General features: G+C 37.6%; 22 protein-coding genes. 3 read left to right on the top strand and 19 right to left on the bottom strand.

Annotated features, from left to right (window positions below):
* Nucleotides 1–179: 179 nt before the first annotated feature.
* Nucleotides 180–1,184, top strand: coding sequence for an N-acetylmuramoyl-L-alanine amidase family protein (locus BN1082_RS28175; protein WP_090634536.1), 1,005 nt, complete (start codon nt 180–182; stop codon nt 1,182–1,184).
* Nucleotides 1,185–1,342: 158 nt separating this feature from the next.
* Here BN1082_RS28175 and BN1082_RS11870 read toward each other — a convergent pair whose 3' ends face one another.
* From BN1082_RS11870 to BN1082_RS11855, 5 genes are all read right to left on the bottom strand, one after another.
* Nucleotides 1,343–4,432 (bottom strand): efflux RND transporter permease subunit, encoded by a 3,090-nt coding sequence (locus tag BN1082_RS11870; protein ID WP_090634535.1) that lies wholly within the window; start codon nt 4,430–4,432, stop codon nt 1,343–1,345.
* Nucleotides 4,433–4,679: 247 nt separating this feature from the next.
* The gene (locus tag BN1082_RS11865; protein WP_090634533.1) at nt 4,680–5,198 is read right to left on the bottom strand and encodes a DoxX family protein; all 519 of its coding nucleotides are present in this window, start codon (nt 5,196–5,198) and stop codon (nt 4,680–4,682) included.
* A gap of 627 nt (nt 5,199–5,825) precedes the next feature.
* On the bottom strand, nt 5,826–5,996 hold the full coding sequence (locus BN1082_RS27455) for a hypothetical protein (RefSeq protein ID WP_176699747.1): 171 nt from the start codon (nt 5,994–5,996) through the stop codon (nt 5,826–5,828).
* Nucleotides 5,993–7,000 carry a TIR domain-containing protein gene (locus tag BN1082_RS11860; RefSeq protein WP_090634531.1) on the bottom strand — a complete coding sequence of 336 codons (1,008 nt, stop codon included), beginning with the start codon at nt 6,998–7,000 and terminating at the stop codon, nt 5,993–5,995. The genes BN1082_RS27455 and BN1082_RS11860 overlap by 4 nt, the downstream gene beginning before the upstream one ends.
* Nucleotides 7,001–7,088: 88 nt before the next feature.
* Nucleotides 7,089–7,502: a hypothetical protein gene (locus tag BN1082_RS11855; protein ID WP_090634529.1), complete on the bottom strand. Its 414-nt coding sequence runs from the start codon at nt 7,500–7,502 to the stop codon at nt 7,089–7,091.
* Nucleotides 7,503–8,090: 588 nt separating this feature from the next.
* Between BN1082_RS11855 and BN1082_RS11850 the strand changes: the two genes are divergently transcribed.
* Nucleotides 8,091–9,428 carry an APC family permease gene (locus BN1082_RS11850; RefSeq protein ID WP_090634527.1) on the top strand — a complete coding sequence of 446 codons (1,338 nt, stop codon included), beginning with the start codon at nt 8,091–8,093 and terminating at the stop codon, nt 9,426–9,428.
* Nucleotides 9,429–9,598: 170 nt separating this feature from the next.
* Here the strand turns inward: BN1082_RS11850 and BN1082_RS11845 are convergent, their stop codons facing one another.
* From BN1082_RS11845 to BN1082_RS11835, 3 genes are all read right to left on the bottom strand, one after another.
* Nucleotides 9,599–10,558: a phosphotransferase gene (locus BN1082_RS11845; RefSeq protein ID WP_090634525.1), complete on the bottom strand. Its 960-nt coding sequence runs from the start codon at nt 10,556–10,558 to the stop codon at nt 9,599–9,601.
* Between the two features lie 23 nt (nt 10,559–10,581).
* Entirely contained in the window at nt 10,582–11,613 is a 1,032-nt protein-coding gene (locus BN1082_RS11840; protein WP_090634524.1) for a glycosyltransferase family 4 protein, read from the bottom strand.
* 116 nt (nt 11,614–11,729) lie between these two features.
* The gene (locus tag BN1082_RS11835) at nt 11,730–13,163 is read right to left on the bottom strand and encodes a sugar phosphate nucleotidyltransferase (protein WP_090634522.1); all 1,434 of its coding nucleotides are present in this window, start codon (nt 13,161–13,163) and stop codon (nt 11,730–11,732) included.
* A gap of 235 nt (nt 13,164–13,398) precedes the next feature.
* Between BN1082_RS11835 and rluF the strand changes: the two genes are divergently transcribed.
* Entirely contained in the window at nt 13,399–14,106 is a 708-nt protein-coding gene (rluF, locus tag BN1082_RS11830) for a 23S rRNA pseudouridine(2604) synthase RluF (protein ID WP_090634519.1), read from the top strand.
* A 330-nt stretch (nt 14,107–14,436) separates the two neighbouring features.
* Here the strand turns inward: rluF and BN1082_RS11820 are convergent, their stop codons facing one another.
* The 11 genes from BN1082_RS11820 to BN1082_RS11765 all read right to left on the bottom strand — a co-directional run bounded on the left by BN1082_RS11820 (nt 14,437) and on the right by BN1082_RS11765 (nt 26,458).
* Nucleotides 14,437–15,324 carry a TRM11 family SAM-dependent methyltransferase gene (locus tag BN1082_RS11820; protein ID WP_245640395.1) on the bottom strand — a complete coding sequence of 296 codons (888 nt, stop codon included), beginning with the start codon at nt 15,322–15,324 and terminating at the stop codon, nt 14,437–14,439.
* 156 nt (nt 15,325–15,480) lie between these two features.
* On the bottom strand, nt 15,481–15,837 hold the full coding sequence (locus tag BN1082_RS11815) for a nucleotide excision repair endonuclease (RefSeq protein ID WP_090634517.1): 357 nt from the start codon (nt 15,835–15,837) through the stop codon (nt 15,481–15,483).
* Between the two features lie 1,224 nt (nt 15,838–17,061).
* The gene (locus BN1082_RS11805; RefSeq protein WP_090634513.1) at nt 17,062–17,661 is read right to left on the bottom strand and encodes a hypothetical protein; all 600 of its coding nucleotides are present in this window, start codon (nt 17,659–17,661) and stop codon (nt 17,062–17,064) included.
* Between the two features lie 13 nt (nt 17,662–17,674).
* Entirely contained in the window at nt 17,675–18,847 is a 1,173-nt protein-coding gene (locus BN1082_RS11800; RefSeq protein WP_090634511.1) for a ParM/StbA family protein, read from the bottom strand.
* Nucleotides 18,848–19,774: 927 nt separating this feature from the next.
* A complete protein-coding gene (locus tag BN1082_RS27000; RefSeq protein WP_218055151.1) occupies nt 19,775–19,987 on the bottom strand; it encodes a hypothetical protein in 213 nt (70 codons plus the stop codon).
* A 594-nt stretch (nt 19,988–20,581) separates the two neighbouring features.
* On the bottom strand, nt 20,582–22,105 hold the full coding sequence (gene yjeM, locus BN1082_RS11790) for a glutamate/gamma-aminobutyrate family transporter YjeM (protein ID WP_090634506.1): 1,524 nt from the start codon (nt 22,103–22,105) through the stop codon (nt 20,582–20,584).
* Between the two features lie 363 nt (nt 22,106–22,468).
* Nucleotides 22,469–23,104: a YczE/YyaS/YitT family protein gene (locus tag BN1082_RS11785; protein ID WP_090634504.1), complete on the bottom strand. Its 636-nt coding sequence runs from the start codon at nt 23,102–23,104 to the stop codon at nt 22,469–22,471.
* Nucleotides 23,105–23,443: 339 nt separating this feature from the next.
* The gene (rlmH, locus tag BN1082_RS11780) at nt 23,444–23,923 is read right to left on the bottom strand and encodes a 23S rRNA (pseudouridine(1915)-N(3))-methyltransferase RlmH (protein ID WP_090634501.1); all 480 of its coding nucleotides are present in this window, start codon (nt 23,921–23,923) and stop codon (nt 23,444–23,446) included.
* Nucleotides 23,924–24,024: 101 nt separating this feature from the next.
* Nucleotides 24,025–24,183 (bottom strand): CxxH/CxxC protein, encoded by a 159-nt coding sequence (locus BN1082_RS11775; protein ID WP_090634499.1) that lies wholly within the window; start codon nt 24,181–24,183, stop codon nt 24,025–24,027.
* Nucleotides 24,184–24,307: 124 nt separating this feature from the next.
* Entirely contained in the window at nt 24,308–25,525 is a 1,218-nt protein-coding gene (locus BN1082_RS11770) for a S1C family serine protease (RefSeq protein WP_090634497.1), read from the bottom strand.
* A 138-nt stretch (nt 25,526–25,663) separates the two neighbouring features.
* On the bottom strand, nt 25,664–26,458 hold the full coding sequence (locus BN1082_RS11765) for an MBL fold metallo-hydrolase (RefSeq protein WP_090634495.1): 795 nt from the start codon (nt 26,456–26,458) through the stop codon (nt 25,664–25,666).
* Between the last annotated feature and the right edge of the window lie 2 nt (nt 26,459–26,460).

The following is a 26,460-nucleotide window of genomic DNA, read 5'->3' as shown; positions in this document are numbered from 1 at the left end:
ATAAATGTCCTTTTACGTAATCAGCTCAATTCGAATGATTAATCAGGTTTGATTCTAGAAACTAGAAACTTTTTATTACAAAAATATCAAAATTTAAACATTTATTATCTGAATTATGACAAAATATATTTTAGTAACATAATATTTTAATTTGTAACTAACAACTAGGGGAGAAATAAATGAGGAAGTTATCGGTTGTTCTTGTTCTATTATTCAGCATCTTTTTCTTAAACGTCCCAACAGAAGCAGCAGGCAATTCACAACTGATTATCATAAACAAAAAGTCTAATACACTTGCATTCTATGATGCAGGCAAGTTAGCAAGAACTTATAGTGTTGCGACAGGGAAATCAAGAAACCAAACTCCAGAAGGTACATTCCAGATTGTCACAAAGATTAAAAATCGACCATACTATGCTTGGGGTATTCCCGGTGGCGACCCGCATAATCCTTTGGGTGACCGATGGATGGGATTAAAAACAAGGGGTACATCCGGTGACACATATGGGATCCATGGAACTAGTAATGAAAGTTCCATTGGGAAAAATATAACTCAGGGCTGTGTTCGGATGCATAATGCGGAAATCCGCCAGCTCTATGACCAGGTACAATTGAATACTCCTGTAATCATTACCTATTCCAGCAACAGTTTTGATGCTATTGCAAAAGCAAATGGTTATACTGTCAATGGAACCAATGGTTGGGTAATATCCAATGGAAAACGGTACTATTATGTTAATGGCAAAGCTACAACCGGTTGGCTATATTATAGCGGTAAAAGGTATTTCCTTGATCAATCTGGAGTTATGAAAACAGGATGGCTACTTTCCGGTGGTAAAAGGTACTACCTTGATCAATCTGGAGTTATGAAAACAGGATGGCTACTTTCCGGCGGTAAAAGGTACTACCTTGATCAATCTGGAGTTATGAAAACAGGATGGCTACTTTCCGGCGGTAAGAAGTACTACCTTGATCAATCTGGAGTTATGAAAACAGGATGGTTACTTTCCGGCGGTAAGAAGTACTACCTTGATCAATCTGGAGTTATGAAAACAGGATGGTTACTTTCCGGCGGTAAGAGGTATTATCTTCAGCCCAGCGGTGAAATGAAAACGGGCTGGACTTTCATTAGTGGCAAATGGTATTTCTTTGATCAATCTGGAGCGATGAGGTCGACAAGATAAGGCCGTTTCCGTAATAGTGCTTTGTAGCGTTCTTCTGGTGTAGATGCGAGAAATGAGGAACATCTCCTTGTCTAATAAGTATTGTTCCTTTTTTTCTTTTAGTGCAAAAAAATAAGAAAACCGTCCGTTTACTATAGGAACGGTTTTCTTATATGGAATTACGCCTCTTGTTCTACTTTAACCCGCTTTGACAAAAGAACACGGCGGGGTTGATGCATCCAATTGTAACAAATCGGTACCATGCACAGACTAATAAAGGTTGAACTAATCAGCCCTCCGATTACCACGATTCCAAGGGTTTGCGAGATAACAGTATCGGTGCTAGAGGAAAAAGCCAGCGGAATCATGGTTAAAATAGTTGTGAAGGCCGTTGTCAAAATAGGACGAACACGGGAGATCGTTCCCCGTAAGATAGCCTCCTCAAGTTTTATTCCACCCCTGACGTTCCTCTCGATTTTGTCGACAAGGACAATTCCATTTGTGACCACAATCCCTGTAAGCATCAATAGGCCGATAAACGCTGCTAGATTCCATTGCAGCCTAAAGATAAACATGCTAATAACCGATCCAATAAACGCCAGCGGAATACACATTAACACCGACAATGGAGCTTTCCAGCCACGGAAAACAACACTAATTATTAAGAGCACCAGGAGCACAGAAATGAATAAAGCAATCGCCATTTCATAAATCATTTCATACACCTGCTGCGGAGCACCCGCGAAAGAAACCTTCACATTTTCTGGCAATGGCATTTTTGCCAGAGTAGTTTTGACCTCTTTTGTTACCTTTTCAATATCATTGGAAGTGATATTTGCTGTCACAGCAGCATACGGATGGCCATCTTGCTCTTGAATCACCGGCGCACCTGAATAAGTTACTTGTGAAAGCTGAGATAAAGGCATTTCTTGACCAAACTTATTTAAAAAGGTCTCCGCACCCATTAATGAAAAAATATCATTCGTGTTGCCTTTTTGCACATCAGAATGGATGACAACTGGGAAGGTATTCTGGTTAATCGAGATGGACCCTTTCGTTCCCTCCGCGGTATACATTTGAATCCGGTCAAGAACATCTGCCAGTTTAATCCCGTTATAGTCAATCGCATTCCGATTTAGTGTTAATTGATACTGAGTGGTTTTATCTTCAGAATCCGCCGCTCCCTGCACAGCCAGTCCAGGAATGAGTTTGAGTTGGTCGCGGACGGTTTTCGCCATTGTTTCAAGCGTATCACTGTCGGCTCCCGTGAGATTGATTTTTAACTGTGTATCATCGCCTGCTATGCTTGCATTTGAAACCGTATATACCGCTTTACTTGACAATCCATTTAATTGGGTCTGCAGTTGCGGGATAAAGGCATTTACATCGACCCCTTTTTTAACCGTTATTGACAAATTGGCAATGTTCGGTTGTTGAAGCCACCCTCCTCCTGCATCAAAAACATCATCGGATTGAGGTGTAAAAGAGGAACCAAGACCCGACGAAAAAGAGGCTATTTTTGGATTGGCCTTAAATAAGCCCTCTAATCTTTGTACATCCGCATCCACTTCTGTCAAGGATGTATTCTGTGGCATTTCAACTCGAACGCCGACTTGTCCTGTTGTATTGGCGGTTGGTAAAAAATTAACTGGAAGAAAAGCTGCACCTACCGCAGTCAGTAAAAATAATCCTAGCGTGACAATAGCCACTTTTCCTTTATGATTAAATACCCAAGTAAACATTTTATGGGCGAATGGTTCTAAACGATCCTCGACAGCATCCGGTTTTCCTTTCCAAAAAAGGTTGTAAAGGGTCGGCACCACCATAATGGAGACAAATAGAGAAACAACCAGGGCAATGACGACCGACCAGGCAAATCCTGAGAAAGTGGCACTGATTTGTCCACCAACTAGGGCAATGGGAACATAGACGGCCACGGTTGTAGCGGTAGAAGAAACAATTGCAGGAATCATTTCCAATACACCGTGTGTTACCATTTGAATGCTATTCCATCCTTTTGCCTCATGCACTTTCCGGTTCATATTATCTAGGACAACTATCGAATCATCAACTACCCTGCCCATCGCGACAATAAGTCCGGAAACGGTAAGAATATTAAGACTGATTCCCATCGTTTTTAATAAACCGGTTGTCGCCAGTAAACAGATTGGCAAGGAAAGAGCGATTAATAAGGTTGAGCGGACTTTCCTGAAAAACAGAAATACACAAATCATCGAAAATAAGCAGCCCAGCAAGCCCTCTTTGATAAGATCTTTCAATGATTGATTGACCTGCGCACCCTGATCAAACATGATGGAAACCTTTATATCCTTATGTTGCAAAGCTGGAATCTCGTTAATTTTGCTTTTAATTCGTTCCGACACATCCGTAATATTCGAGGACGGAGTTTTTAAAACATCTAACAGAACACTTGGCTCACCGTTCGTTCGAGAAATGGTCTCAAGGTTCACAATGGAGTTTGAAATATCGGCAACAGCAGAAAGCGGAACCGTTTTTCCATTTTGACCGTGAATAGGAAGATTTTTCAAATCTTGTTGATTAAAATCATAACCGGAAACCTCGAGTGGAATTGTAACCTGATTGTTTGTTAGCTTCCCGTCGAATCCCGTTGTGTAATTTTTTTCAAGAGATTGTTTAACATCATTTACGGTTAACCCTGCATTTTGCAAGTCCTTGTTTCGGATGGTAACGGCAAATCCGGCCGTTCCACCCCCGGATACCCGGACATCTTGTACACCTGGGACTGTTTTTAAGCGATTAACAGCATCCTCTTGTATCGCTGTTCGAAGCGTATTTTCCGTAATATTGGGGGACGCACTCATCAAGCTAATTCTCATGATCGGAAGAGAATGAGTGCTCAGCCGGGTGACTAAAGGTTTTTGAACATCAGCAGGCAGAGAAATTCCCTCCAGAGCTTTTGTTACCTGTGCCTCGGCATTTTTCATATCATGTTGCATTGAAAAATGAAGACTAAGCATCGATCCGCCATTAAATGAGTTTGTCTCCACACTCTGCAGACCATCTACTACACTTACTGCTTTTTGAAGCTGATCCGTAATCATTGTCTTTACTTGATTCGCCTGGTAATTGTCTGCCCTTACGGTAACCATAAGCGTGGAATTATTAATTTCAGGCATGTAATCTCGTTGAATTTGGAATGCTGATATTCCACCCCAAAGGAGTATCAAGACGATTAAAGTGATCATCAAAATGGCACGTTTCAGTGTCGCATCAATCAATCGTTTCATATGTTTTTCGGGCAAAGCTCCACCCGAAATCGGTCCCCCTTTTATAAAGTAAATTTAGAGCATGATCATCATTGATGTTTATACTTTCTTAAGCTTACTTCTGATAGACATAATTCGATTTTACATTAGCACTGAAAAGTTATTGTAAATACAAGGTTAAATTATAGTAAATCCAAAACATTACTAGGATGGGTGTTTTTACTAAATAAAAAGAACCTCACTCTGTATGAGCGAGGTTCTTTGTGCGTTATGCACTGTATTTTATCTGATTTGCAGGTTTATTTTCTTTTGCAGCGATTTTGCGAATGAAAGGAATTACCCAGCGGTCAAGACCGATACGTCCAGCGTTGAAGCCCGCTGCAAGAATGATGACACCCAATAATATATCTAATGGGTTAGTTGATACCGTACCTGCAAATAAATAAGAGAAGTTCATCAGTAAGCCGAAGAACATGGCAGCTGTTGTTAAGCAGCCGAGAATTAATCCTAATCCTACCAAGAATTCACCTAATGGAATAATCGTATTAAAAAGATGCGCATTTGGAAGTGCAAAATGTTTTAGGAAGTCGACATAAGTACCATAGACGATACTCCCATCAGGACCTTTAACCGGGTTGGCGACTACCATTTTTAGATAGCCGGTGGCATCAAAACCGCCTGAAAGCTTGTGGAAGCCAGCTGTAATCCACTCATATCCAAGATATAAACGTAAGACAGTAAGAATGGCTGCGGCAACTTTATTTTCTCTTAGAAATCTGTTAAACATATGAAGCACCCCTTTTTTAAGAAAATAATTTTTAAAATATGATTACAATGTTATTGTAATCCATTTATCTTGAATTAAGAGTTTATTGTTCATTAATTCATATATTTGTAAAAAAGATTTGAACAATTTATTACAGCGGTTTCAGTTTAGCAAATTATCAAAAAAGCACTATTCCAGTTATGTTAAGGAATAGTGCCCTATAACCTGATGGAAACTTAACTATGCTTTTAGATTGATTAAGCAAAAAATAAAAATAGACTTGGCACTACAATTTGTAGCACCAAGTCTATTGTGAGTTTATCCGTAGGTGTTGGAAATTAACTATTCCCCCCTAACTTGCGTCCGGATCGATGAAATTGAAGATACTGGATTTGCGAAAGAATTTGCTAATACTCGGAGATATGTAAAGATAATATTAAACATCCACTCAAGAGACTAAAATAACCGAGTGGATGTTTTTTTAAGGAGTTTTTTTAGAAAGTAACGCGCTATTTCTTGAAATATCATTCAATCTTTACCGCGACGATGGGGTATAATAAAAGCTTTTCGATCTTAGAGGTGAAATAAGCAAAATTAATCCTAGATGGAAAAAATCTAACAAACATCGGGGCGTAACAGGAGCCATACCTAAGCCCGCTTTTTATACGGGTCTTCTCGATAGTCTGCTTTTCGTTTATAAATAACTATTCCTGATTCTTCTTTTCCGTGATTGGAGGGCAAAACAGCTCTTACTCCCGTAACAGTTTCTCCAAGCTTATAAGACTTTTTGCCCACTTTTGATTTCACTGTTCTTTTCATGAAGTTGCACCTCCAAAGATATTATTTATGGTGCTTAAAAGGTTGTAATTATCGAGAAATATATCGTCAATCTTTTTTTGACTTAATGCTCTTCTTCCCGTTATTGCAACCGTCAAAACCAATTGATTTCCTATAGGATAACATAGTACATAAGTATTATCAAAGGCAGTATTATTTTTTTGAAAAACGAGCTCGTTACTCTGTAAAAAACAATCAATTACGATGATTCTATCTGTTTCTCGCCTATTTTCATTAACATTAAATGGATAAAAATCCCCTTGACCATCATTTCCAGCTATTTGTTTCAGACCCTCGTTACCCTCCGCTTTCCAAACTCCTATTCCTTCAACGTAATAAGAATTTGGAGCTTTATAAGCGTTTCGAACAGCTTCTTGTAGATATTCAAACTTTTTGGATGGGTCTACTAGGAGACGTTTTGATAAGGTTCGAAGTATACGAATTAAGGCATAATCTTTTTCCATGTTTGCTTGAGCTTCCGCTAAGAGCTTTGCTGGATCCTGAAAGACACCTAACTCAGCAATTTTTCTTTTTATAGCCCTGCAAGCTATATTAACAGCAGCATCGTGATTATGATCACCGCGAATTTCGTACCTTAATACAGTAAGACCGTCCAGATCTGAAGGTAAACGAAAACCCTGTGCATCCTCACTTTCCGTTGTTGCACTAGGAATGATATAAAACACTCGTCCTCTTCTTAGCCTTCCCCAGAATAAACCCATTTCAAACAGAGTATTGTCCCTGGTTGTAAATGTAATGATACCTCGTATATTTACAACGTCATCCGGTGAAAATACAAATACTGCAAAGTCATTTTCATCTAATTGTCGTTCAAGACTTTCCATATTATATTCGAGTGGGCGAAATGCACCTGCTGTCCAAGGAGTAACCTCAGCTACATGAGTAAGTGCTTCATGAATTGCATCAACATATTCAGCGGATTCTCTGGCAGATCCAATAAATAATCTTGGTTTGATTCGAGTCATTTCTCCTCCAAAAAGTGTAATTTAGCAATGTATTTTATATTTTCATTATACCATCTATTCCCCTTTTTTGTTATATTTACCACCATAATTAATAAATACAAGCAAACACCATGGTAATGATGATAATAGCAATGATTGGAAGATAAAATAATCTTAATGTATTCGAAAAGCAAATAGATATCCATAAGCTTACTTCGTGCTCAAAAGGTTTCACATTCATTGAAAAATCGATAGACTCATCCTCGCCTTTTGTTCTAACGTGATCATAAAGTTTTCTGAACAACTTTTCCTGCCAAAGAAAATAACCATCTAAAAGCCAAAAGAAAATAGTGGGTATGAATGCAATTGAAATGAATCTATAGTCCGTATCTTTGGTATTGGCAAAAACAAATAGCCCAGCGACAAGAGTAACTGTCCACCCCTTCAATAAAAAGGAATTTTGCCCCATTCGATTGATTACTCCCTGAATAAACTCAAGATGCTTTAACTTATTTTCATTCATAATATACCCCCAAATCGTATTTAATATATTATTCAAGCGAAAACAAAGAATTCCTGTTTTATTTTTGGTGAGGCATCAGGACGGTTCATGTGCTTTAAAAAAACTCTTCTATGTAAGGTTATCCCATCATATCTTCGGGTTTATCTACTTATTATTCCAAACGAAATTCTTTAAAGTAAAAATAGCTGATTTTGATTTTGATGATGCAGAAAGTACAACAACACTATAACAAGAAATGAGAGGGACAGTTTTGCTGTTCCTCTTTTTTATATAAGAGATAAAAGGAAATTTATGCAAAATAGAGTATGTTATGCAGAAGTTCATAAAAACTGTCGTCCTTAAGCAGTTTGAAATGGGCAAGACAGTCGAATTTTAGGGTTTTTTCTCGTTTTTTTTATTTGGCACGAAAATTGCGAATATTTTAAATAATAATGTTTTATTTTTATAAAGGAGGAATCTATTTATGTTTGAATCAAAAAGACTTTTTAATTTATTTATATCTTTGAAGAATAATGATTATAAATGGAACTACTTACATTTTGGAGGTACTTCACAGATAGTAGTTGCGCATAAGGGGGAGTTATAAAGGTGGAGAATGTTACACTTAAGCGTTCGCTTGGATTATGGGCAATCGTTGGACTTGGCTTGGGGTATATGACCCCTACGATTGCATTTGATACGTTTGGCATTGTTTCTAAAGGAACAAATGGGGTTGTTCCGCTAGCCTACATTACAGCTTTAGTAGTCATGCTGTTTACCGCGATTAGTTATGGGAAAATGGTACAAGTATTCCCAAGTGCAGGATCGGCCTATACCTATACGAAGGAGACAATGAATCCTTATTTGGGGTTTTTAGTCGGCTGGGCAGCACTGCTGGATTATATCCTCCTTCCAATGGTGAATGCTTTAATTATACGAATCTACATGGTATCGATGTTTCCAAGTATCCCGGCATGGGTTTGGGTTCTCATTTGGGTAGCAATCTGTACTGGATTAAATGTATGGAGCATGGGAAAAACCTCAAGCTTGAATTCCATTTTGGTTGTTTTCTCCCTTATTTTGATCGTGGTGTTTGTCGTTCTCGCATTTTTTAAATTTTCTCAAGGAATGGGACAAGGAACGATTTTGACAACGGAACCTCTTTTCCATGCAAATGTTCATCTCAGTGCTGTTCTGACCGGTGCAACAGTCGTTTGTTTCTCCTTTATTGGTTTTGATGCCGTAACAATGTACGCTGAGGAAGCAGTCCATCCAAAAATCATGCCGAAAGCGATCATGTTAACGGTCTTCATCGGTGGTGCGATCTTTTTTGTCACCGGTTATTTCGCCCAAGCGTTATTTCCAGATGTTTCAAATTTCAAAAATACAGACGATACATTACCTGAAATTGCATTGTATGTTGGCGGCTCTCTTTTCAAAATTTTCCTTGTTGCTGGTGCCTTTGCTGCAACTGCGGCCTCGGGTCTTGCTTCCCATGCAAGTGTAGCGAGACTTTTATATGTGATGGGGCGAAACGGTGTCCTTCCGAAAAAGTTATTTGGCTATGTCCATCCTAAATTTCGGACACCTGCCTTTAATGTTGTCCTTGTAGGTGCTATTTCCATGTTAGCCATCTCCCCAAGCCTAGAGTTAGTTTCTTCGGTGATCAACTTTGGGGCGTTGGTTGCATTTACATTCGTTAATTTATCAGTCATTGCCCATTTCGTAATCAAACAACAGAAATATAAAACAGCAAGGGACATTTTCTCCTATTTGATTATGCCGTTAATCGGGGCAGCTTTAACAGGTATTTTATGGTCAAACCTTCATGCCGATGCACTGATTGGAGGAGTAGTCTGGTCACTGATCGGAATCCTATATCTACTCTATCAAACAAAAATTCGTAAAAACAATATTGCTGTTTTAGACTTTGAAGAAGCAGGTTAATTAAGACTCTTTGGCACTGGAGTCTGTTCTAAAATGAGAAAATCGTTCCATAAAAAAGGAGCATGCCTGTTAATCTATAAAAGGCATGCTCCTTAATTTTAATGTATATGAATATGAATCTTCGTAGCCATTTAAAAATAACCGCATCTATTTATGATACGGTGCCTTCTTTATAAATTAATCTGGAACTCTTTCAATTTTTCTTGGTCAGAAGCCAAACAGCGTTCTAATTCTTCTACAAGGGTTTTGCTTGTGCTTTTATTATAATAACTAATCAGTAAATCAATTGCTTGGTGGGGAAAGCACTGATCGATCATAAGAAGTTCCTCTTCCCCTTCAAATAAAGGGCGAATCTTTCTATAGCATTCCAAGATGAATTGATATCTTGTTGAATCCCAATTGCCTAGGTCGTGATTTATTAAAGTAATCATTTTTGATACATCTGTCATAGGAGGGTAAATTCTAACAGTATCAAGGTCAATGATTTTCCAATCTCCATTCTTATCGCTTAGAATGTTAATTCGCGCATAGTCTCCATGACTTAATAATAAATCAGGGTTAAATATTGCTGAAGCAGCCAAGATGTCTGGAAGTCTTTCTATTACCCAAATGCATCTTTTCTGAAGCCAATCATAATGACTTGAGAATACTTTTACCATTTGACTATCATCATGGATTGATTCTTTATATACTTTATTCATATTTTCAGTTTCCATAGCATACTTCAAATATTCTTTCTTTATTGGATTGCGTGCTGCTTCATAGCCTCTTGAAGCTACATGAAAGTCGGCTAGCAGGGAACTCATTTTTTTGATGGTTCCAGGTGTATCGTAATCGATTGCTTCCCCCTCAAACCATGGAAAAAGGACAAAAGAGACGTCTTTATGTTGCACGAAAAAATCATTTTTCAATGTTGGTAAAACTGTAATTACCGGAACCCCTCTGTTGAAAAGATAAACCCCTACATTTGCAACAATTCGCGCTATTTTGGGCCTGACTAATTTTAAGGCATAGTTTGTTTTGTCCCCCGATATTTTCCATACACATCGGTTCTCTCTTTCACGGATTAATGTTATTTTATTGGGAGCAATTCCGTATTCCGCAAGTACTTCCAAGATGATGTCATCCATTTATTTGCGGCCCCTTATCCTAATTAAAAATATTCTTCTAATCTTTTGATACAATTTTTCCAATTAATATGTTCAACTGATTCTAGACCTGCTTTTCCCATGGTACATGCTAATTCACGGTTTAAATAAAGGGTATCCATCGCCCTTGCAAACATCTCTGCATCCTCCGGAAAAACCCATCCATTTATATCATGCTTTACAAACTCTAATACTCCCCCTGCATCTTGAGTAGTAATAACCGGCTTTGCAGACTTAAAAGATTCCAATGTCACAAGTCCGTAATCTTCGTCAACCGGCGCATAAAAGGAACAAAGAGAATGGGCATATAAATCAATTAATCTCTCAGGAAGAACCCATCCCGTTAACTCAACCTTGTTTTTAACATTCAAATCTTCAATCAGCTTTTCCAGTCTAGGACGATCCGCACCCTCACCAACAATCATACAGCGAACAGGTGTTTTTGTAAGAGCCATCGCTTTTATTAATAAATCTACTCGCTTCATTGGTACAAGGCGTCCTACACTGAGAATATAATCACCATATGTTCCTGGGTAATGTAATTCTTCATTTGGAAGAGAGTGATAGAGAAGCTCACTTTCTATTCCGCTGTATTGCTTTAACCTGCTTTGCACATTTTTTGATACTGCAAAAATTTTCTTCGCATTTGCTAATGAACGATCCATTTTGGCAACATATTTAGAGGCCTCAAAGGCTATTTCACTGTGTTTTGGCCCATAAGGCTTATCGTATAAATCATAAGCTATTCTCAGTTGATGGTTGAGATATACCACTTTATTAGGATGATTGACAAGCCAGGTAGGGAAACGAAGGGGAATTACCACATCTGCAAGCTTTGAAAGATTGAGGTCAATCCATGGCTTACAAGTTTTCTCCAGGCTTTCTTTGTTGAACTTTAGGATGAAAGGCATAGTAACGAGGATTGCGTTATGTCCAGCTCTATTTAATTCCTCAACAAGTTTATTGGTAAATAGCTCACTTCCTCCTGTCATGAAAGGATGGATTGTATTGCATACAATAATTTTCTTTGGCAGCATGGCATATTGCTCCTTTTTTACAGATTCATTATTATTCTCCCTGTATCAATTTTTATAATAATATGCCAATTTTAGTTACATGTGTAAGTGTATTAAAGTGGCTGCTGTAAATTCAATTATGATGTTCTTTTCTGTTCACTACTTTCATTCTCTTCATTATGGTTATTCCCGCCATTTCTTTGATTATTCTTTAAACAAATTCTTTCAACTTCCTCCCATGTCATGCAAATCCGTATAATATCCTCTTCCAACAAATCGCTCCCCATTTGAACTTCTATCAATTGAAGTTCCGTTAACGATTTTATCGTATGCTTGGCACCAACAGGAATGACAAGTACATCACCAGCCGTAACCTTCCGCATTCTATCATCTAATACAAAAAGGCCCATACCTGAGGTAATTGTCCATACTTCACTTCGTTTTACATGTGCTTGATAGCTAATGTTTTCTCCGGCATTTATTAAAATCGACTTGGTTAAAACCTTGTTTCCATTTGGTAGGGTCTCAATATCCAGTACACGATAGGTACCCCACCGCTTTTCTTCAACCATTGTTCGAACTTGTACCTTTTGAACGAGGGGCTTAATTGCTGAACTTTTTTCCATATGTGAAATTAAGATTCCATCATGACTTGCAGCTAACACCACATTAGATACTCCGTTCATAACCACTGGAATATTTAATTCATTTATGAGATAGACATTTGTTGAATCTCCGCTAATTATACCGCTTCCTTTAACATTTGTTTCCATAACTTGGGTTAGATCATTCCAAGTTCCGAGGTCCTTCCAATGTCCTTTAAATGGTTTTACGATTATATTGTTGCATTTTTCTACTACTTCAAAATCAAAGCTTATATTTGGTAATTGATCGTATTGATTTGCCAATTTGTCGAATTCAGTTGAATAACCCTTTGTTTCCAACAGGTCTAATAAATATTTCAGCTTGAATACAAAAACTCCGCAATTCCAAAGGGCATTATTTTCAATTAGTTTTTCAGCTGTATTCTTGTCGGGCTTTTCAACAAAAAACTTTACTTTTTGGAAAGAACAATTTTCTAATTCTTCGGGAATAATATATCCATATTTTTCTGATGGCTCAGTTGGGGGAAATCCTAAAAGTAATATGTCGGCATTGGAGTGCTGAATTGTTTTTTCAAGTTCTTTTAAAACATGAAAGAAATGATTTCCTACAAGATGATCAACTGGGAGAACAGTTATTACCTCATTTTGCTCTACCTTTTCAACTGAATGAAGGTAAGCCGCTGCCAGGGAAACGGCAGGAAATGTGTCTCTTCGTTCTGGTTCAATAATTAGACGAATGCCCTCTCCAAGTTGGTTAAGTATACTTTCACTTTGAACTTTGTTTGCTGCAAGATACGTATGTTTTTGTAGATCAACCTCACTGAGTTGCCGCCAAACACGCTGAATCATTGATTCGTATCCTTGAATAGGACTTTTAAGGAGATTTAGATATTGCTTAGATCTAGTGGTATTCGATAAAGGCCATAATCTGAGACCGGAACCACCAGATAGGAGAATAACTTTCAAATATTTTCCCCCTCCTTTTTGATAAAGCTGGATATGCCATCTTATGCTGAAGTGAGTAGTCTTGTATAGTTGAATGTGTAATTGGATATATGGAATTGGAAGTTCCAAAAAAACCGCCCCTATTTATGATAAGGTTCATCGTGATGAATAAAAAAGAGGTTTTGATTCGTCTTTGAAAATAACATGGAAATCGGGTATTCTAAAATAACAATATCTTTTTAAGGGTGTATATAACATGCGTATTAATAAATATATAAGCGAGTCTGGAAAAACATCTAGGCGTGGAGCAGATAAATTAATTAGTGAAGGAAGAGTCACTATTAATGGAAAGATTGCAAAAATAGGCAGCCAAGTCGAGCCCGGGGATGATGTACGTGTTAGCGGAAACCCGATAAGAGTTGCAAGTAATTATGTCTATATCGCCTTAAATAAGCCTGTAGGGATTACTAGCACAACAGAAAAACACGTTAAAGGAAATATCATTGATTTAGTCAACCATCCCTTAAGAATCTTTAATATAGGGCGGCTTGATAAAGACTCAGATGGATTAATACTCCTTACAAACGATGGAGATATAGTAAATGAAATTTTGCGTGCCGAAAATAAGCATGAAAAAGAATATATTGTTACAGTAGATAAGCGAATCACTCCTGAGTTTTTAAAGCAAATGGCAGGAGGAGTAAAAATTCTAGGTACTAAAACGCTGCCTTGTGAAGTCGTACAGATTTCTAATTATGAGTTTCAAATCATTTTAACCCAAGGATTAAACCGCCAAATTCGTCGCATGTGCGAAGCACTTGGTTACGAAGTCCATAGGCTGCAGCGAACTCGAATTATGAATATTCATTTAGGTAATCTTCCCGTTGGGCAATGGAGAGACTTATCAAAGAAAGAGCGTAAGCAATTATTTCATGATTTAAACTATGAGCCTAAGGAATGGTAAAGAAATAAAGATGGAGTCAACGTAAAACTATTACTCCATCTGTATTTTTTATTCAATGGCTTTGTTAAACTTGTCTGTTGATTTGCGCTCCAGGCGCTTCGCTTTCCGCGGGCGTTCCGGTGAGCCTCCTCGGCGCTTAAGCGCCTGTGGGGTCTCACCTGCCCCGTACTCCCGCAGGAGTCTCGCGCCTTCCGCTCCAATCAACATAGTTTCAAAAATCAACAATGACCTTTAACACAGCCTATTCAATATTTAGGCCTGGGTTATTTTGCAGGACCGACTGTTGTTATCACTTCTATCTATACCATTAATAACCTCATTTACTTGTGTTTACTTACATACAATCACTTCACGAGTAAATGACCCTTTCTTAACGATAGCTCGGTCAATAATTACAAATCCTTCGTTTATGAGGATTTCATCGATTGGTTCAACGGTTATCACTACGACTTTTTTAGCAAACCTGCGCGCACTTTGGATCATTTCGGTCTGCTCTTCAGGTGTTATGACAGAACACAAATTGTAGGGTAAATCGATAATCGCTACATCATATTGATTTGTGATGTCACGGATATCTTTTAATTTCACTTCTCCAGAAAGCCCGAAATGGGCAATATTCTCTCTGGCTCCACCAAGAATAAGAGGATTCCTGTCGCTCCCCACTATGTCAATCCCCATTGATAAAGCTTCCACTAGTACTGTCCCAATTCCACAGCAAGGGTCAATTACCTTTATACCACTTGGATTAGGAATGGCGATATTCACAACTGCTCTTGCTACACGAGTGTTAAGCGCAGTGGAGTAACTATGCGGCTTCTGTTGATGTCGAAACCAAACAGACTCACTTTTAACATAATCACCGAATACCCATCTTCCGTTTACATTCATAACGCCAAACAATCGCTTTGGGTGATGAATATCAGCCATACCATTGATATGTAATCCAATTTCCTTCTCAATTGCACGTCGGTTCTCAAATCCTTGCTCTACATTTTTTGAAGGACCACCATTTTTTACATAAATCACTTTAAACGTTGCACCAGCTACTTGAAGGGTTGCTACTTGTTTGAGAAGATCTTGAGGGCTTTCCCCCTCATAAATTACAGCAAGTCTTTCCTTAATAAAAGGACTTCGACTTGGATCAATTTTCACATGGCTTTCCAAAATGCTAGTTTGGGACTCACTCCCAAATAATGAGCGCATTTCTAAAGCACACAATGAAAATTCCTCCTCATAACAGGCGTAAGTATATATATAGGTCGTTAGTTTTTTGTGTTTACAATCCAATAGTTCTCATCCTTTAATCTCTCAAATAATAAAAGGCAATAGGTATGGTCTTATTTAACCGTACCTATCGCCTCTCTTGATAAAATTTTACCTAAAAAACACCTTGTCTATATTGTACTTCGACTTGAGTTCATTAATAATATACGTTTCGTATATTTCCCTATGTACAGGGTCTTCAATAACACAAACTTCAATTTTAGTGACTTCATCTCTATGCATTTTAATTGGGGATACAGTATCCTCAAAATGCTTTTTAATTCTTGGTCTCAACTTCCTTGCTTTACCAACGAATAATAGTTCTTGATTCTTGTTATAGAACATAAAAATACCACCCTTATCTCTAGGGATAAGATGAAAATCAGTAAACCCATAAATATTACTTAGCTCAGGATTTTTCTGTTTGGTAATGGTAACACTTGGTTTTGGAATAGTTATGTTTATCACTACGTTCACTTCCTCTTTCGATTATCTGAAAATGAAAAAAAAAAAACCGCCTCTATTTATGGTAGGGTTCACCGCACCTACTTAAGTGGCGGTTTGTACAGCAAGTTTTATTAAAATTCAATGTTAACATTTTACTTCAATTAAAACAAAGAAATAAAAATGTTAGTTAAAAGAATCCAAGAGGAGAATTCCCTTCTTGGAACAAGTATTTCGACAGATTCAACAAGGGAGAGGAAAGTTATAATTGGTATGGTTCCCAGTCTTTAAACAAAAGGCTGTTTTAAAGGTCAATGTTGATTTTTGAAACTATGTTGATTGAAGCGGAAGGAGCGAGACTCCTCGAAAATGCTATCGCATTTCCTTCGTGCGTGGGCGGATTCAAGGATGTAATTCAACGTCCTGCGGGAGTACGGGGCAGGGGAGACCCCACAGGCGCTTAAGCGCCGAGGAGGCTCCCCGGGACGCCCGCGGAAAGCGAAGCGCCTGGAGCGCAAATCAACAGGCAAGTTTAACACAGCCAAACAAAAAGATACCTCTTCCTGGATATAAGATGCCCAAGAATATCCTGATTAAGCAGCGAAACAGGGTTACTTTACCTTATGGCCTTCTCGGGCATGTTCCTGATAACTTTGACTTCTAATAAAAGTATGGCTGTGTTAAAGGTCATTGTTGATTTTTAAAACTATGTTGATTGGAGTGGAAGGCGCGAGACTCCTCGAAAATGCTATCGCATTTCCTTCGTGCGTGGGCGGATTCAAGGATGTAATTCAACGTCCTGAGGGAGTACGGGGCAGGGGAGACCCCACAGGCGCCTAAGCGCCGAGGAGGCTCCCCGGAACGCCCGCGGAAAGCGAAGCGCCTGAAACGCAAATCAACAGGTAAGTTTAACACAGCCAAAAGTATAAATAATAGACCAAAGAGACGCTTCCTAAAATCAGGCAGCGTCTCTTTGGTCTATTAAAATAAATTACTCGAATGAAAACCTCATTTACTTTTGGTACAGTTCCCCGTTATGGATAAGGTTTATTTTGTATTTGGTATTTTGTTCTCTTTTCTATTTGATTAAGTGTGTCCATGTTGAAGAATACAGGATAGGTAATCATACAAAGTGTTAATAAAAATTGTGAAAAACTTAGCAACAAACTATAACTTTTGATTCTAACGAGCAAAGACCACCAACAAACATGGATATCTCCTTAGTTACTATAAATAAAGATTATCGTGCTACTTATTCATTTTATTAAGAAAATCTCCTAACAGACTGTCTAAATCATTTTCTATGTTAGAATGTTCCTCTTCCACTGTTATTGATTGGTTTTGAGTTGCTTTTTCCCAATCAAACGTATCTAAATCATCCACCTCGGCAACAGCTGCTTCCTTAATAGAATGTAAATAGTCATCTACTTGCGCTACTTCGATAGCAGGATACTCTTCGTTCGTTATTTCTTCTTGCAAATACAAGGCCTCATCTATATCTAAGGAGTTGCTATTTAACGATGTAAGTAAGGCAGTAGCACGAATTGGATCCATTAGAAGTTGGTATACAATAGTACCTAACAGGGCCTCAGAATGCTCATGCTTTAACCAATCTCGTTGTGATTTACTTAATTTATGAGGAAGAGGAATCGTAATCGTTTCCCGTTCCTTCGAAAAAGATTCACCGACCCCTCGCAGCACAAACTCGGCAATTTTACTAGAAAAATTCCTTCTTTCTGATTCCTTTAGCTTTTGTAAATGGTTTAAAAGATGTTCAGGGGTATCAGAAGGGACACGAAATGAAATAGCTTGCCCTCTCTTAATCTCATTTGAACCAGAGCTTTTCATATAATCACCTTAATTATTTCTTCACAGGCTCTTGTGGTGGTTTAGGCTTTTCTATCTTCCTAACAAAATCGGTGATGAGCTTATAATAAGCATTTGCCATCATCCAAATGCTCTCTTTCTCATCTTCAAAGAATTCAATATTATACCCATCTAAATTATTATTTAATGTTTTAATATATTCTTTTAATACATTAGCTCCTCCACCAACAAAATAGCAGATTTCTGTTTGTGAATTTTTCTGCCATACATTGCGTAATAACCGATATTGTTTTTTTGCTAGTTCAAGTAAGATACGATCCGTAATATCATGAACACTTGTCCGGCTCCCCTTAACCATAATATGATTCCTGTCATTTTTTCTCGTAATAATTTCAACCACATCGCGACGGCTGTCTAATTCAATGCCATGTTTCGATCTGATTTCTTCTCTTATAGCCTCTAATGATTCTGATACTCCAAGATTAAATCCTTGTGCTTTATCATCATCGACATTTCGGTTCTTAATGACAGCGATATCTGTCGATAACCCCCCTATATCCTGAATGATAATTCTCTTATCAATTAAATCCTTATTAATGATTTTTAGATGATTATCCATTACAAGATTAATATAAGCCGCGAATCCTTCAGGATAAATCTTCACTTCATTAAATTTAATGTTCACTTTTAATCCTTGGTATTTTGGTGTGACAAGAAATTCCACTTGATGGACAGAACCAATCAATTTAGATCGGTACCCAGCATCCTTTCCTTCTTTTACTTCACGTAGGGGGAGGCCGGTTCCAAGCGTATAATTTGCATCAATCACATTTTTTACTCGTGGGAAAGTATTAGTATTTCCCTCATTAACGGCATCTAATGCCAAAGTTGCAAAAAGCATTACCAATGTTTGATCTTCTTCGGATTTAGCACTGCCTGGATCAAGCTCGGTTGCGTTGCTGCTCTTTGTTGCCAAATGGCCTACACGATAGATGGCGTTGTTGTCTTTCAATGCAGGGGAGTGCACCTTGATATGTATTCCATCTAGTGGATTTTTATTATTTAATTCTTCTATTCCAATCACAGGACGATCTTCTGTATCTCTTGCCATAATATTAGGAATATTTAATTCGTATTCTAATTCCCCAAAAATTGCCTTAATGGAGTCATTACCAACATCTACAGCTGCAATTCTAGAGCTCATCATTTAATCATCCTTTTCTAATTGATTTATTTTTAAAGGATTTTCTGTAAATCCTTTATTTCTAATTAAAGGCTATAAGAAATTACTAGATTCTTCAATTAGCTTTGCTAAAAAGATATACAACTGTAAACATCTTGTAAACTATTGCTATTTGTAGACATTTCTGTAATCTTTAGTAACAAATCCGTTTACATCTTGTCTCTAAAGGATGTATACGGATTTGTTTACATGTACACGGATTTGCACACAAAATGTTTACTAACTGTATACTCGTAAACATTCTTGTAAACTAATCATTTTTTGTAAATTGTTGATATAACTGTTAATTAATGACGCCATCATAACTCTTATAAAAAAGGCTGTGTTAAACTTGCCTGTTGATTTGCGCTCCAGGCGCTTCGCTTTCCGCGGGCGTTCCGGGGAGCCTCCTCGGCACTTATTCGCCTGTGGGGTCCCCTGCCCCGTACTCCCGCAGGACGTTGAATTACATCCTTGAATCCGCCCACGCACGAAGGAAATGCGATAGCATTTTCGAGGAGTCTCGCGCCTTCCGCTCCAATCAACATAGTTTCAAAAATCAACATTGACCTTTAACACAGCCATAAAAAAAGAAAACCCAACGATTAGTCGAAAATGCTCGTTGAGTTTTTCTTTACTAGTAATTGATTAAAGAAGTGTTTAGAAGTAGGAAAGCTATTAAAGCTATTACAGTTCAATCCAATAAAATTATTTAAACTGAAAAAAGCCAATTTACATTCATAAATAAAGCTAATTTCTCTGTAAATTTTCAAACCTCACTTACTTGTGGTACGGTTCACCGCACCTACATAACCTGCAGTTTTTTTGCAGAAATTCACAAACCATGCGGGCTTCAAAATCACTTCATCCGGACTAGCTTTGGTCATCTTTATCTTTTTGAATTATTTGCCCCTAACTTATTTTCTTCTGTTTCTGCTTTTCTATATCATGTATTTTTTCATATCTCCTATACATTAACCATGCAACAACCGAGAAAATAACGGGTCCAGCCACACTCCAAATGGTTGTTTGCATATCCCCTTCTAAAGCTGGCTGTATGATACTTAAGAAATTTGTAAATCCAACGGTGAGAACAACAAGCCATGTCCAAAAATTTGCGCTCAATTGCGTTTTATATGCGATAAACGGCTTATTGATTTCGACTTTTTCTTAAAATACGGGATGCAAGTGCTATAAATACATAGGGATTGTCATAGCCACATTTGTAGACATTTCTGTAATCTTTAGTAACAAATCCCTATACATCTTGTCTCTAAAGGATGTATACGGATTCGTTTACATGTACACGGATTTGCACACAAAATGTTTACTAACTGTATACCTGTAAACATTTTTGTATACTAATTATTTTTTGTAAATTGTTTATATAACTGTTAATTAATGACATCATCATAACTCTTATAAAAAAGAAAACCCAACGATTAGTCGAAAATGATCGTTGAGTTTTTCTTTATCAGTAATTGATTAAAGAAGTGATTAGAAGAAGGAAAGCTATTACATATCAATCCAATAAAATTATTTAAACTGAAAAAAGCCAATTTACATACATAAATAAAGCTAATTCCTCTGTAAGTTTTCAAACCTCACTTACTTGTGGTAAGGTTCACCGTAATGTATCTAAATGAGGTTCTTTAAACAAGAAAAAAAGTGAAGCCATATTGTGCTCCACTTCAATCTTTATCTTTTTGAATTTTAAGGCTAACTTATTTTCTTTTGTTTCTGCTTTTCTTTATCATTATTTTTTTCATATTTGCTATACATTAACCATGCAACAACTGAGAAAATAATTGGTCCAGCCACACTCCAAATGGTTGTTTGCATATCCCCTTCTAAAGCTGGCTGTACGATACTAAAGAAATTTGCAAGTCCAACTGTTAGAACAACAATCCATGTCCAAAAATTTGCGCTCAATTGCGTTTTATATACGATAAACGGCTTATTGATTTCCACTTTTTTCTTAAAATACGGGAATGCAAGTGCTATAAATACATACGGTATTGTCATAGCCACGTTAGTCATCGAAACGAGTATGTTAAAGAATGCGGCCATTGTGCTTCCACCGCAAGCGATTAGTGCGATCATTACACAAACAATAGTAGCTTGAATCCACATAGCATTAACAGGCAGCCCATTCTTTGTTTCACCGATTTTTCCGGGCCACAATCTCTTAGGCGTTCCTTCAATCATCTGCTTTAACGGTGAAAACATCAAGGTAAAGAACGCACCGGACAGTGCCAGGAACATTGAAAGTCCAATGTATCTTGCAACCCCAAATCCCAAAGCCGTAGCTGTAGCATGGCTTGCTCCAAAAGCGGTACCTATTGAGTAGCCTAAATTGGCCATAACTATATAACTTGCGTTTCCTAGGTTAACATTCGCAATACCCATTACAGATGCCCAGTTTGTGAATATTCCAATTAATAGTATTCCTAATGAATACCCAACAGAGATTATGGCTGCAGAAAAAAGAATTCCTTTCGGAAACGTTTTTTCTGGATTTTCTGTTACATCCACTAATCCGCCTACTGTTTCAATTCCGCCAAAAGCGAAGAGGGCATATACTACAAATGCTAACGAAGCAATAATATCTCCTGCATATTTAGGATTTGGTGTTTGAGTAAATGAATGTAACCCTGTAATCGGCTGCGCCAAATGTCCATGATTACCTATAAGTACTGCTATTGCACCAACCCAAAGAAATACATTCAATAACAAGACTGCAGTACCACCTAAAGAGGTTACTTTCTTAATCTTATCCAGACCCTTTGTTGATGTATAGGTTACTATAAGAATCCATACAATTCCTAAAACCCCAAGAACCTGAGGTCCTCGAAGATTAAATAAAGTCCAGTTTTGTGTTGTATCTTGTCCAAAGATAGCATTTGACACCGGAACCCACATACCGGATGCGACATTAACCATCCAAGTTACATAAGAAAAATACCACATGAACGTTCCTATAAATGCAAATTTTGGACCGATGGATTTTTCCATCCATGAGTAGATACCACCCTTTTCCTCTTTAAAGGCGGAACCAAATTCAGCTACCATTAATGCAAAAGGAACAAAGAAGGTTATGGCTGAAAATATAAACCAAGGAATAGCGGCATAACCCATCTTATAAAATGATCTTGGAATGTTGTTGAATCCATAAACAGAAGTAAAAATCATTAATACTAGGGATACTAAAGTCAACTTTTTGGTTATGTTTGTGTTTGACACACATTTTCCCTCCCTATACCTTCGACACGGAATGTTTACTTAGTATTACCAAAAATGTTTTTTCTAAATTAATATTTCGATTTCAACAATGCAGCTGGATGAAATAAATAATATTGAGTTGGATTTGGATAAATTTTAGGTTACGGTGCCTGTCCCCCCAATATTTGTCGATGAATTCAATAAATATTCGGAGGTGGCAGGCATTTATAATAATATAAAATCCTAAATTAGGTAAAAAACTGCCTTATTTATGGTACGGTTCACCGTGATATCTCTATATGAGGCCCTCAAAAAAGCGGGGACAAGCAAATTTAAAGGGCTCCCCCATCAAGAATACTCATACATTGTATTATTTTTCGTTGTCTACATATGTGTTAGCAGGCGATCCTTTTTATCAAGAAAATATGCCATCAATTTCTTACATTGAGGAATAGAAAATCCTAGAATTGGACCTAATCCAAACGCAATAAACACTGTTCCAAATCCAACAGGCCCACCTAACATCCAACCAAGAAGAAAAACGAGTACCTCAATTCCATTTCTAACCAGCGGGATCCTCCAACCCGTTTTTTCAACAATTAATAACATAAAGCTGTCTCTAGGACCTGCTCCAAAATCAGCAGAAACATATAATCCAATACCGTACCCAATTAATACAACACCTATGATAAAAGCAATAGTTGCTCCTACTAAACTATCAATGCTCGGTAGAATCCAATTAAAAAGATCAATAAATAATCCTAGAAACAACATATTCAGAAAGGCCCCTATTTTTGGCCATGCCTTATTGAAAATTGAACTGATCAACAAGAGTAAAAATCCACATATAATCGACCAAGTCCCAATAGTTAAGCCAAATTTAGTAAATAGACCATAATGAAAAACATCCCATGGTCCAATCCCTAAATACTTTCCTTTAATTGTTAAAGATATGCCAAATGCTAACACCATTAATCCAAAAATAAAAAAAGACCAGCGTAGAATCCATTCCTTTTTCATAACTGCTCCTCTATCTTATATCTTATTATTTTATTAATATAACATTAAATTTGGACAGAATTTATAATCTATATTTTCTGAAATATAACCCAAAAAAGCGTATTTTTAATTTTGTTTATTAAAGTAAAATTATGGGTCCTTATAAGTTTTAGCATAGAAAAAGCTGACCACGTCAGCTTTTTCTTTTTGAAGATATATAATTCATCCATTTGTTATGTTTATCTAAAAAACCAGCAATAAGAATAATATTGCTACGTTTGGCTCTTTGATTAATTTCACCTAAAATTCAAGGGGGAAAACGTTAAATCAACTAATATAGTCTTATAAAAATGAACTTATTTACTTATGGTACGGTTCACCTCGGTTAATTCGAAAAGCCCGATATATCTGTTCTACTAATATTAACCTCATCAGCTGATGGGGGAAGGTCATTCGCGAAAAGGACAGGTGTTCGTTTGCCCGACTCAAGACTTCCTCACTTAGGCCAAGCGATCCTCCTATGATAAAGGCAATTTTACTTTTTCCGTAGGTTGCTAATTTATCTAACGAATCTGCAAGCTCCTCAGATGATCTTAGCTTTCCGTTGATGGCCAGTGCAATAACATATGTGTCTTGAGCGACCTTAGCTAAGATTCTCTCGCCCTCTTTTTGCTTTACCTGAATCATTTCCATCTCACTTAATTCTTCTGGCGCCTTTTCATCCGCCACCTCTATAACTTCTATCTTCGCATATGCTGATAATCTCTTTACATACTCATCAATACCCTGCTTTAGGTATTTTTCTTTTAATTTGCCTACTGTCACAATCGAGATATTCACAATCCACAACCCTTTACAAAATGGTTACAAACAGTTTACAAACAAGTTATCCACAAAAGTTATCCACATTTCCACAATTTTTATCCACATCTTGTATGGGATTATTTGTTCGCCACCATATATACAGCTGGATTTTGACAATATTCACAGCTTGTTGATAAATTATCCACATCTATTTTTGTTAAAATCGGAAACTCCCCCGATTTATCCACCACTTCATCTAATGCGATATCCACATGTTCTTCACAGCTATAAATCATTACAACACTTCACCTTTCTAAAATAACTTCTACTTATTAGTTTATACTAATGTCACTAGACTTTTTCATCTTACATTAAAAAAACAGGAAGGTGAACAAATCCTTCCTGTTTTCTTCAAATATATTATTGTGAAGAGCTGCCTGTTAGCGTTAATGTTGTATCTTTTAACGTTCCATCACGATAAAATTTAATCGTCATTTTGTCTCCAATTTTCTTCTCTTGATATAAGTGCTTCCTCAAATCAATGACATCATTGATTTTCTTGCCATCCATCTCGACTATGACATCCAATTCTTTGAGACCTGCCTTGGCAGCTGGTGAAAGGGGTGTTACTTGTCTGATAGCCACACCATAGTTTATATTTCCTGGGAGTTTAAGTGCTTGTTGCTGATAGTAGGCCGGTATTTCATCTACCGATTTTATGTCAACTCCCATATATGGACGGTTCACTTTCCCGTTTCTCTCAAGATCGTTAATAATGGGCTTAGCTGAATTAATAGGAATGGATAATCCAATCCCTTCTACAGATTGCTGAGCAATCTTCATTGAGTTGATACCGACAACTTGTCCCCCCATATTGATCAGAGCTCCACCGCTGTTTCCAGGATTGATAGCTGCATCTGTTTGGATAACCTCTTCCTGCCAATCGACCACTCCATCTTGATTAATATCAACTGGAATCGTTCGATTTAGACCTGAAACAATTCCTTGCGTAACAGAGCCCGCGAAAGTTGGACCAAGTGGATTCCCAATCGCAATAACGGGCTCGCCAAGCTTCAACTTATCCGAGTCACCAAATACCGCTACCTTTTTCACTTTGCTTCCGTCAATCTGAAGCACCGCTAAATCTGTCCAAATATCACTGCCAAGGAGGGTTGCTGGGAGCTTTGTACCATCCGTCAAACTTACCTCAAGCTTTGTTGCTCCTTCAACTACGTGGTGGTTTGTAACAATATATGAGTTATTACCTGTTTTTTTGTAAATAATACCCGATCCTGTTCCAGCAGCCGCTTCGGTTTTCCCGTTTTGATCGGACCAAAAATTAGTTGATTGGATATTCGTAATTCCAACAACTGTATCCTCTGTTTGTTGAACTACTCTAGTCGTATCTGTGTTTACATTAAGTTCTACTGTCTTTTGACCAATATCTTTGTTATTTGGAGTTGCTTGATTTGCTTGAATTCTATAGGGAAGGAGACCCTGGTTGGACAATACCGGAATGGTAAAAATCACGAGTACAGCACCAATTATGGCACCAACAAAACCGGTTAAGAAAGTACCACTTTTTCTTTTCCTTCGAACTTTATTGCGTTCATCTGAATGATCATCATAATAGCCCAATTTACACCATACCTCACTTTCGAAAAGATGCTAATGCATATTTTGGCTTATTTTCCTGTTTTCATTATGAAAAATAAAAAAAGAGCGAAAAATATTTCATTTTCACTCTTTATTCCCGTGATTATTCATTTCTAAACATTAAACAGCAGTTAAATTGGTCGGGATTTTAGGATCTGTATCATAAAGGTCAAACTGTTCGCCGACCATAAGCCCCTGGGTTTGGAGGGTCTGTGTGACGGACATTCTTGCTAAATCCTTCATGTTGTTATCAAGGCTTAAATGGGCGAGATATATCTTCTTAGTGTTGTCACCAATCACTTCACTCATCGCTACGGCTGCATCCTCATTAGAAACATGGCCGACATCACTCAATATTCTGCGCTTTATGTTCCATGGATATCTTCCCATTCTCAGCATCTGTACATCATGATTGGACTCAAAAATATAAACGTCCGCATTCGAAATTGCACCCTTCATCCGATCACTGACATAACCTGTATCGGTAATCAGAACGATTTTTTTCCCTGAATGATGGAAAATATAAAACATCGGTTCGGCTGCATCATGTGAGACTCCGAAGGATTCAATATCCGTAGACCCAAAGCTTTTGACCGTTTCCATATTAAAAATAAACTTTTGCTCTGTTGGAATTTCCCCGACTGACCCTTCCATCGCCCGCCATGTTTTTTCATTAGCATACACAGGCAATTTATATTTCCGGGCGAGCACGCCAATTCCTTTTATATGATCGCTATGTTCATGTGTAACGAATATTCCCGACAGCTTACTGATGTCACGATTAATTTGCCCAAAGAGAGCCTCCATCTGCTTTCCGCTAAATCCAGCATCAACTAAGAAGGAATGTTCATCAGACTCCACGAAAAGAGCATTCCCCGTACTCCCGCTTGCTAAGATGCTATATCTTAATGACATTA

It is taken from the genome of Neobacillus massiliamazoniensis (assembly GCF_001048695.1).
Taxonomy (GTDB): domain Bacteria; phylum Bacillota; class Bacilli; order Bacillales; family Cytobacillaceae; genus Neobacillus; species Neobacillus massiliamazoniensis.
This window is presented reverse-complemented; position numbering and strand designations above follow the sequence as displayed.

Excerpts from the sequence above, each read along its gene's own strand:
- BN1082_RS11865 (WP_090634533.1), bottom strand. The coding sequence starts at position 5,198 with ATGTTTAACAGATTTCTAAGAGAAAATAAAGTTGCCGCAGCCATTCTT.
- BN1082_RS11785 (WP_090634504.1), bottom strand. The coding sequence starts at position 23,104 with ATGAAAAAGGAATGGATTCTACGCTGGTCTTTTTTTATTTTTGGATTA.
- BN1082_RS11800 (WP_090634511.1), bottom strand. The coding sequence starts at position 18,847 with ATGATGAGCTCTAGAATTGCAGCTGTAGATGTTGGTAATGACTCCATT.
- BN1082_RS11840 (WP_090634524.1), bottom strand. The coding sequence starts at position 11,613 with ATGCTGCCAAAGAAAATTATTGTATGCAATACAATCCATCCTTTCATG.
- BN1082_RS11775 (WP_090634499.1), bottom strand. The coding sequence starts at position 24,183 with ATGATTTATAGCTGTGAAGAACATGTGGATATCGCATTAGATGAAGTG.
- BN1082_RS11855 (WP_090634529.1), bottom strand. The coding sequence starts at position 7,502 with ATGAATGAAAATAAGTTAAAGCATCTTGAGTTTATTCAGGGAGTAATC.
- BN1082_RS11870 (WP_090634535.1), bottom strand. The coding sequence starts at position 4,432 with ATGAAACGATTGATTGATGCGACACTGAAACGTGCCATTTTGATGATC.
- rluF (WP_090634519.1), top strand. The coding sequence starts at position 13,399 with ATGCGTATTAATAAATATATAAGCGAGTCTGGAAAAACATCTAGGCGT.
- BN1082_RS27455 (WP_176699747.1), bottom strand. The coding sequence starts at position 5,996 with ATGAAAAGAACAGTGAAATCAAAAGTGGGCAAAAAGTCTTATAAGCTT.
- BN1082_RS28175 (WP_090634536.1), top strand. The coding sequence starts at position 180 with ATGAGGAAGTTATCGGTTGTTCTTGTTCTATTATTCAGCATCTTTTTC.
- BN1082_RS11805 (WP_090634513.1), bottom strand. The coding sequence starts at position 17,661 with ATGAAAAGCTCTGGTTCAAATGAGATTAAGAGAGGGCAAGCTATTTCA.
- BN1082_RS11860 (WP_090634531.1), bottom strand. The coding sequence starts at position 7,000 with ATGACTCGAATCAAACCAAGATTATTTATTGGATCTGCCAGAGAATCC.
- BN1082_RS11765 (WP_090634495.1), bottom strand. The coding sequence starts at position 26,458 with ATGTCATTAAGATATAGCATCTTAGCAAGCGGGAGTACGGGGAATGCT.
- BN1082_RS11845 (WP_090634525.1), bottom strand. The coding sequence starts at position 10,558 with ATGGATGACATCATCTTGGAAGTACTTGCGGAATACGGAATTGCTCCC.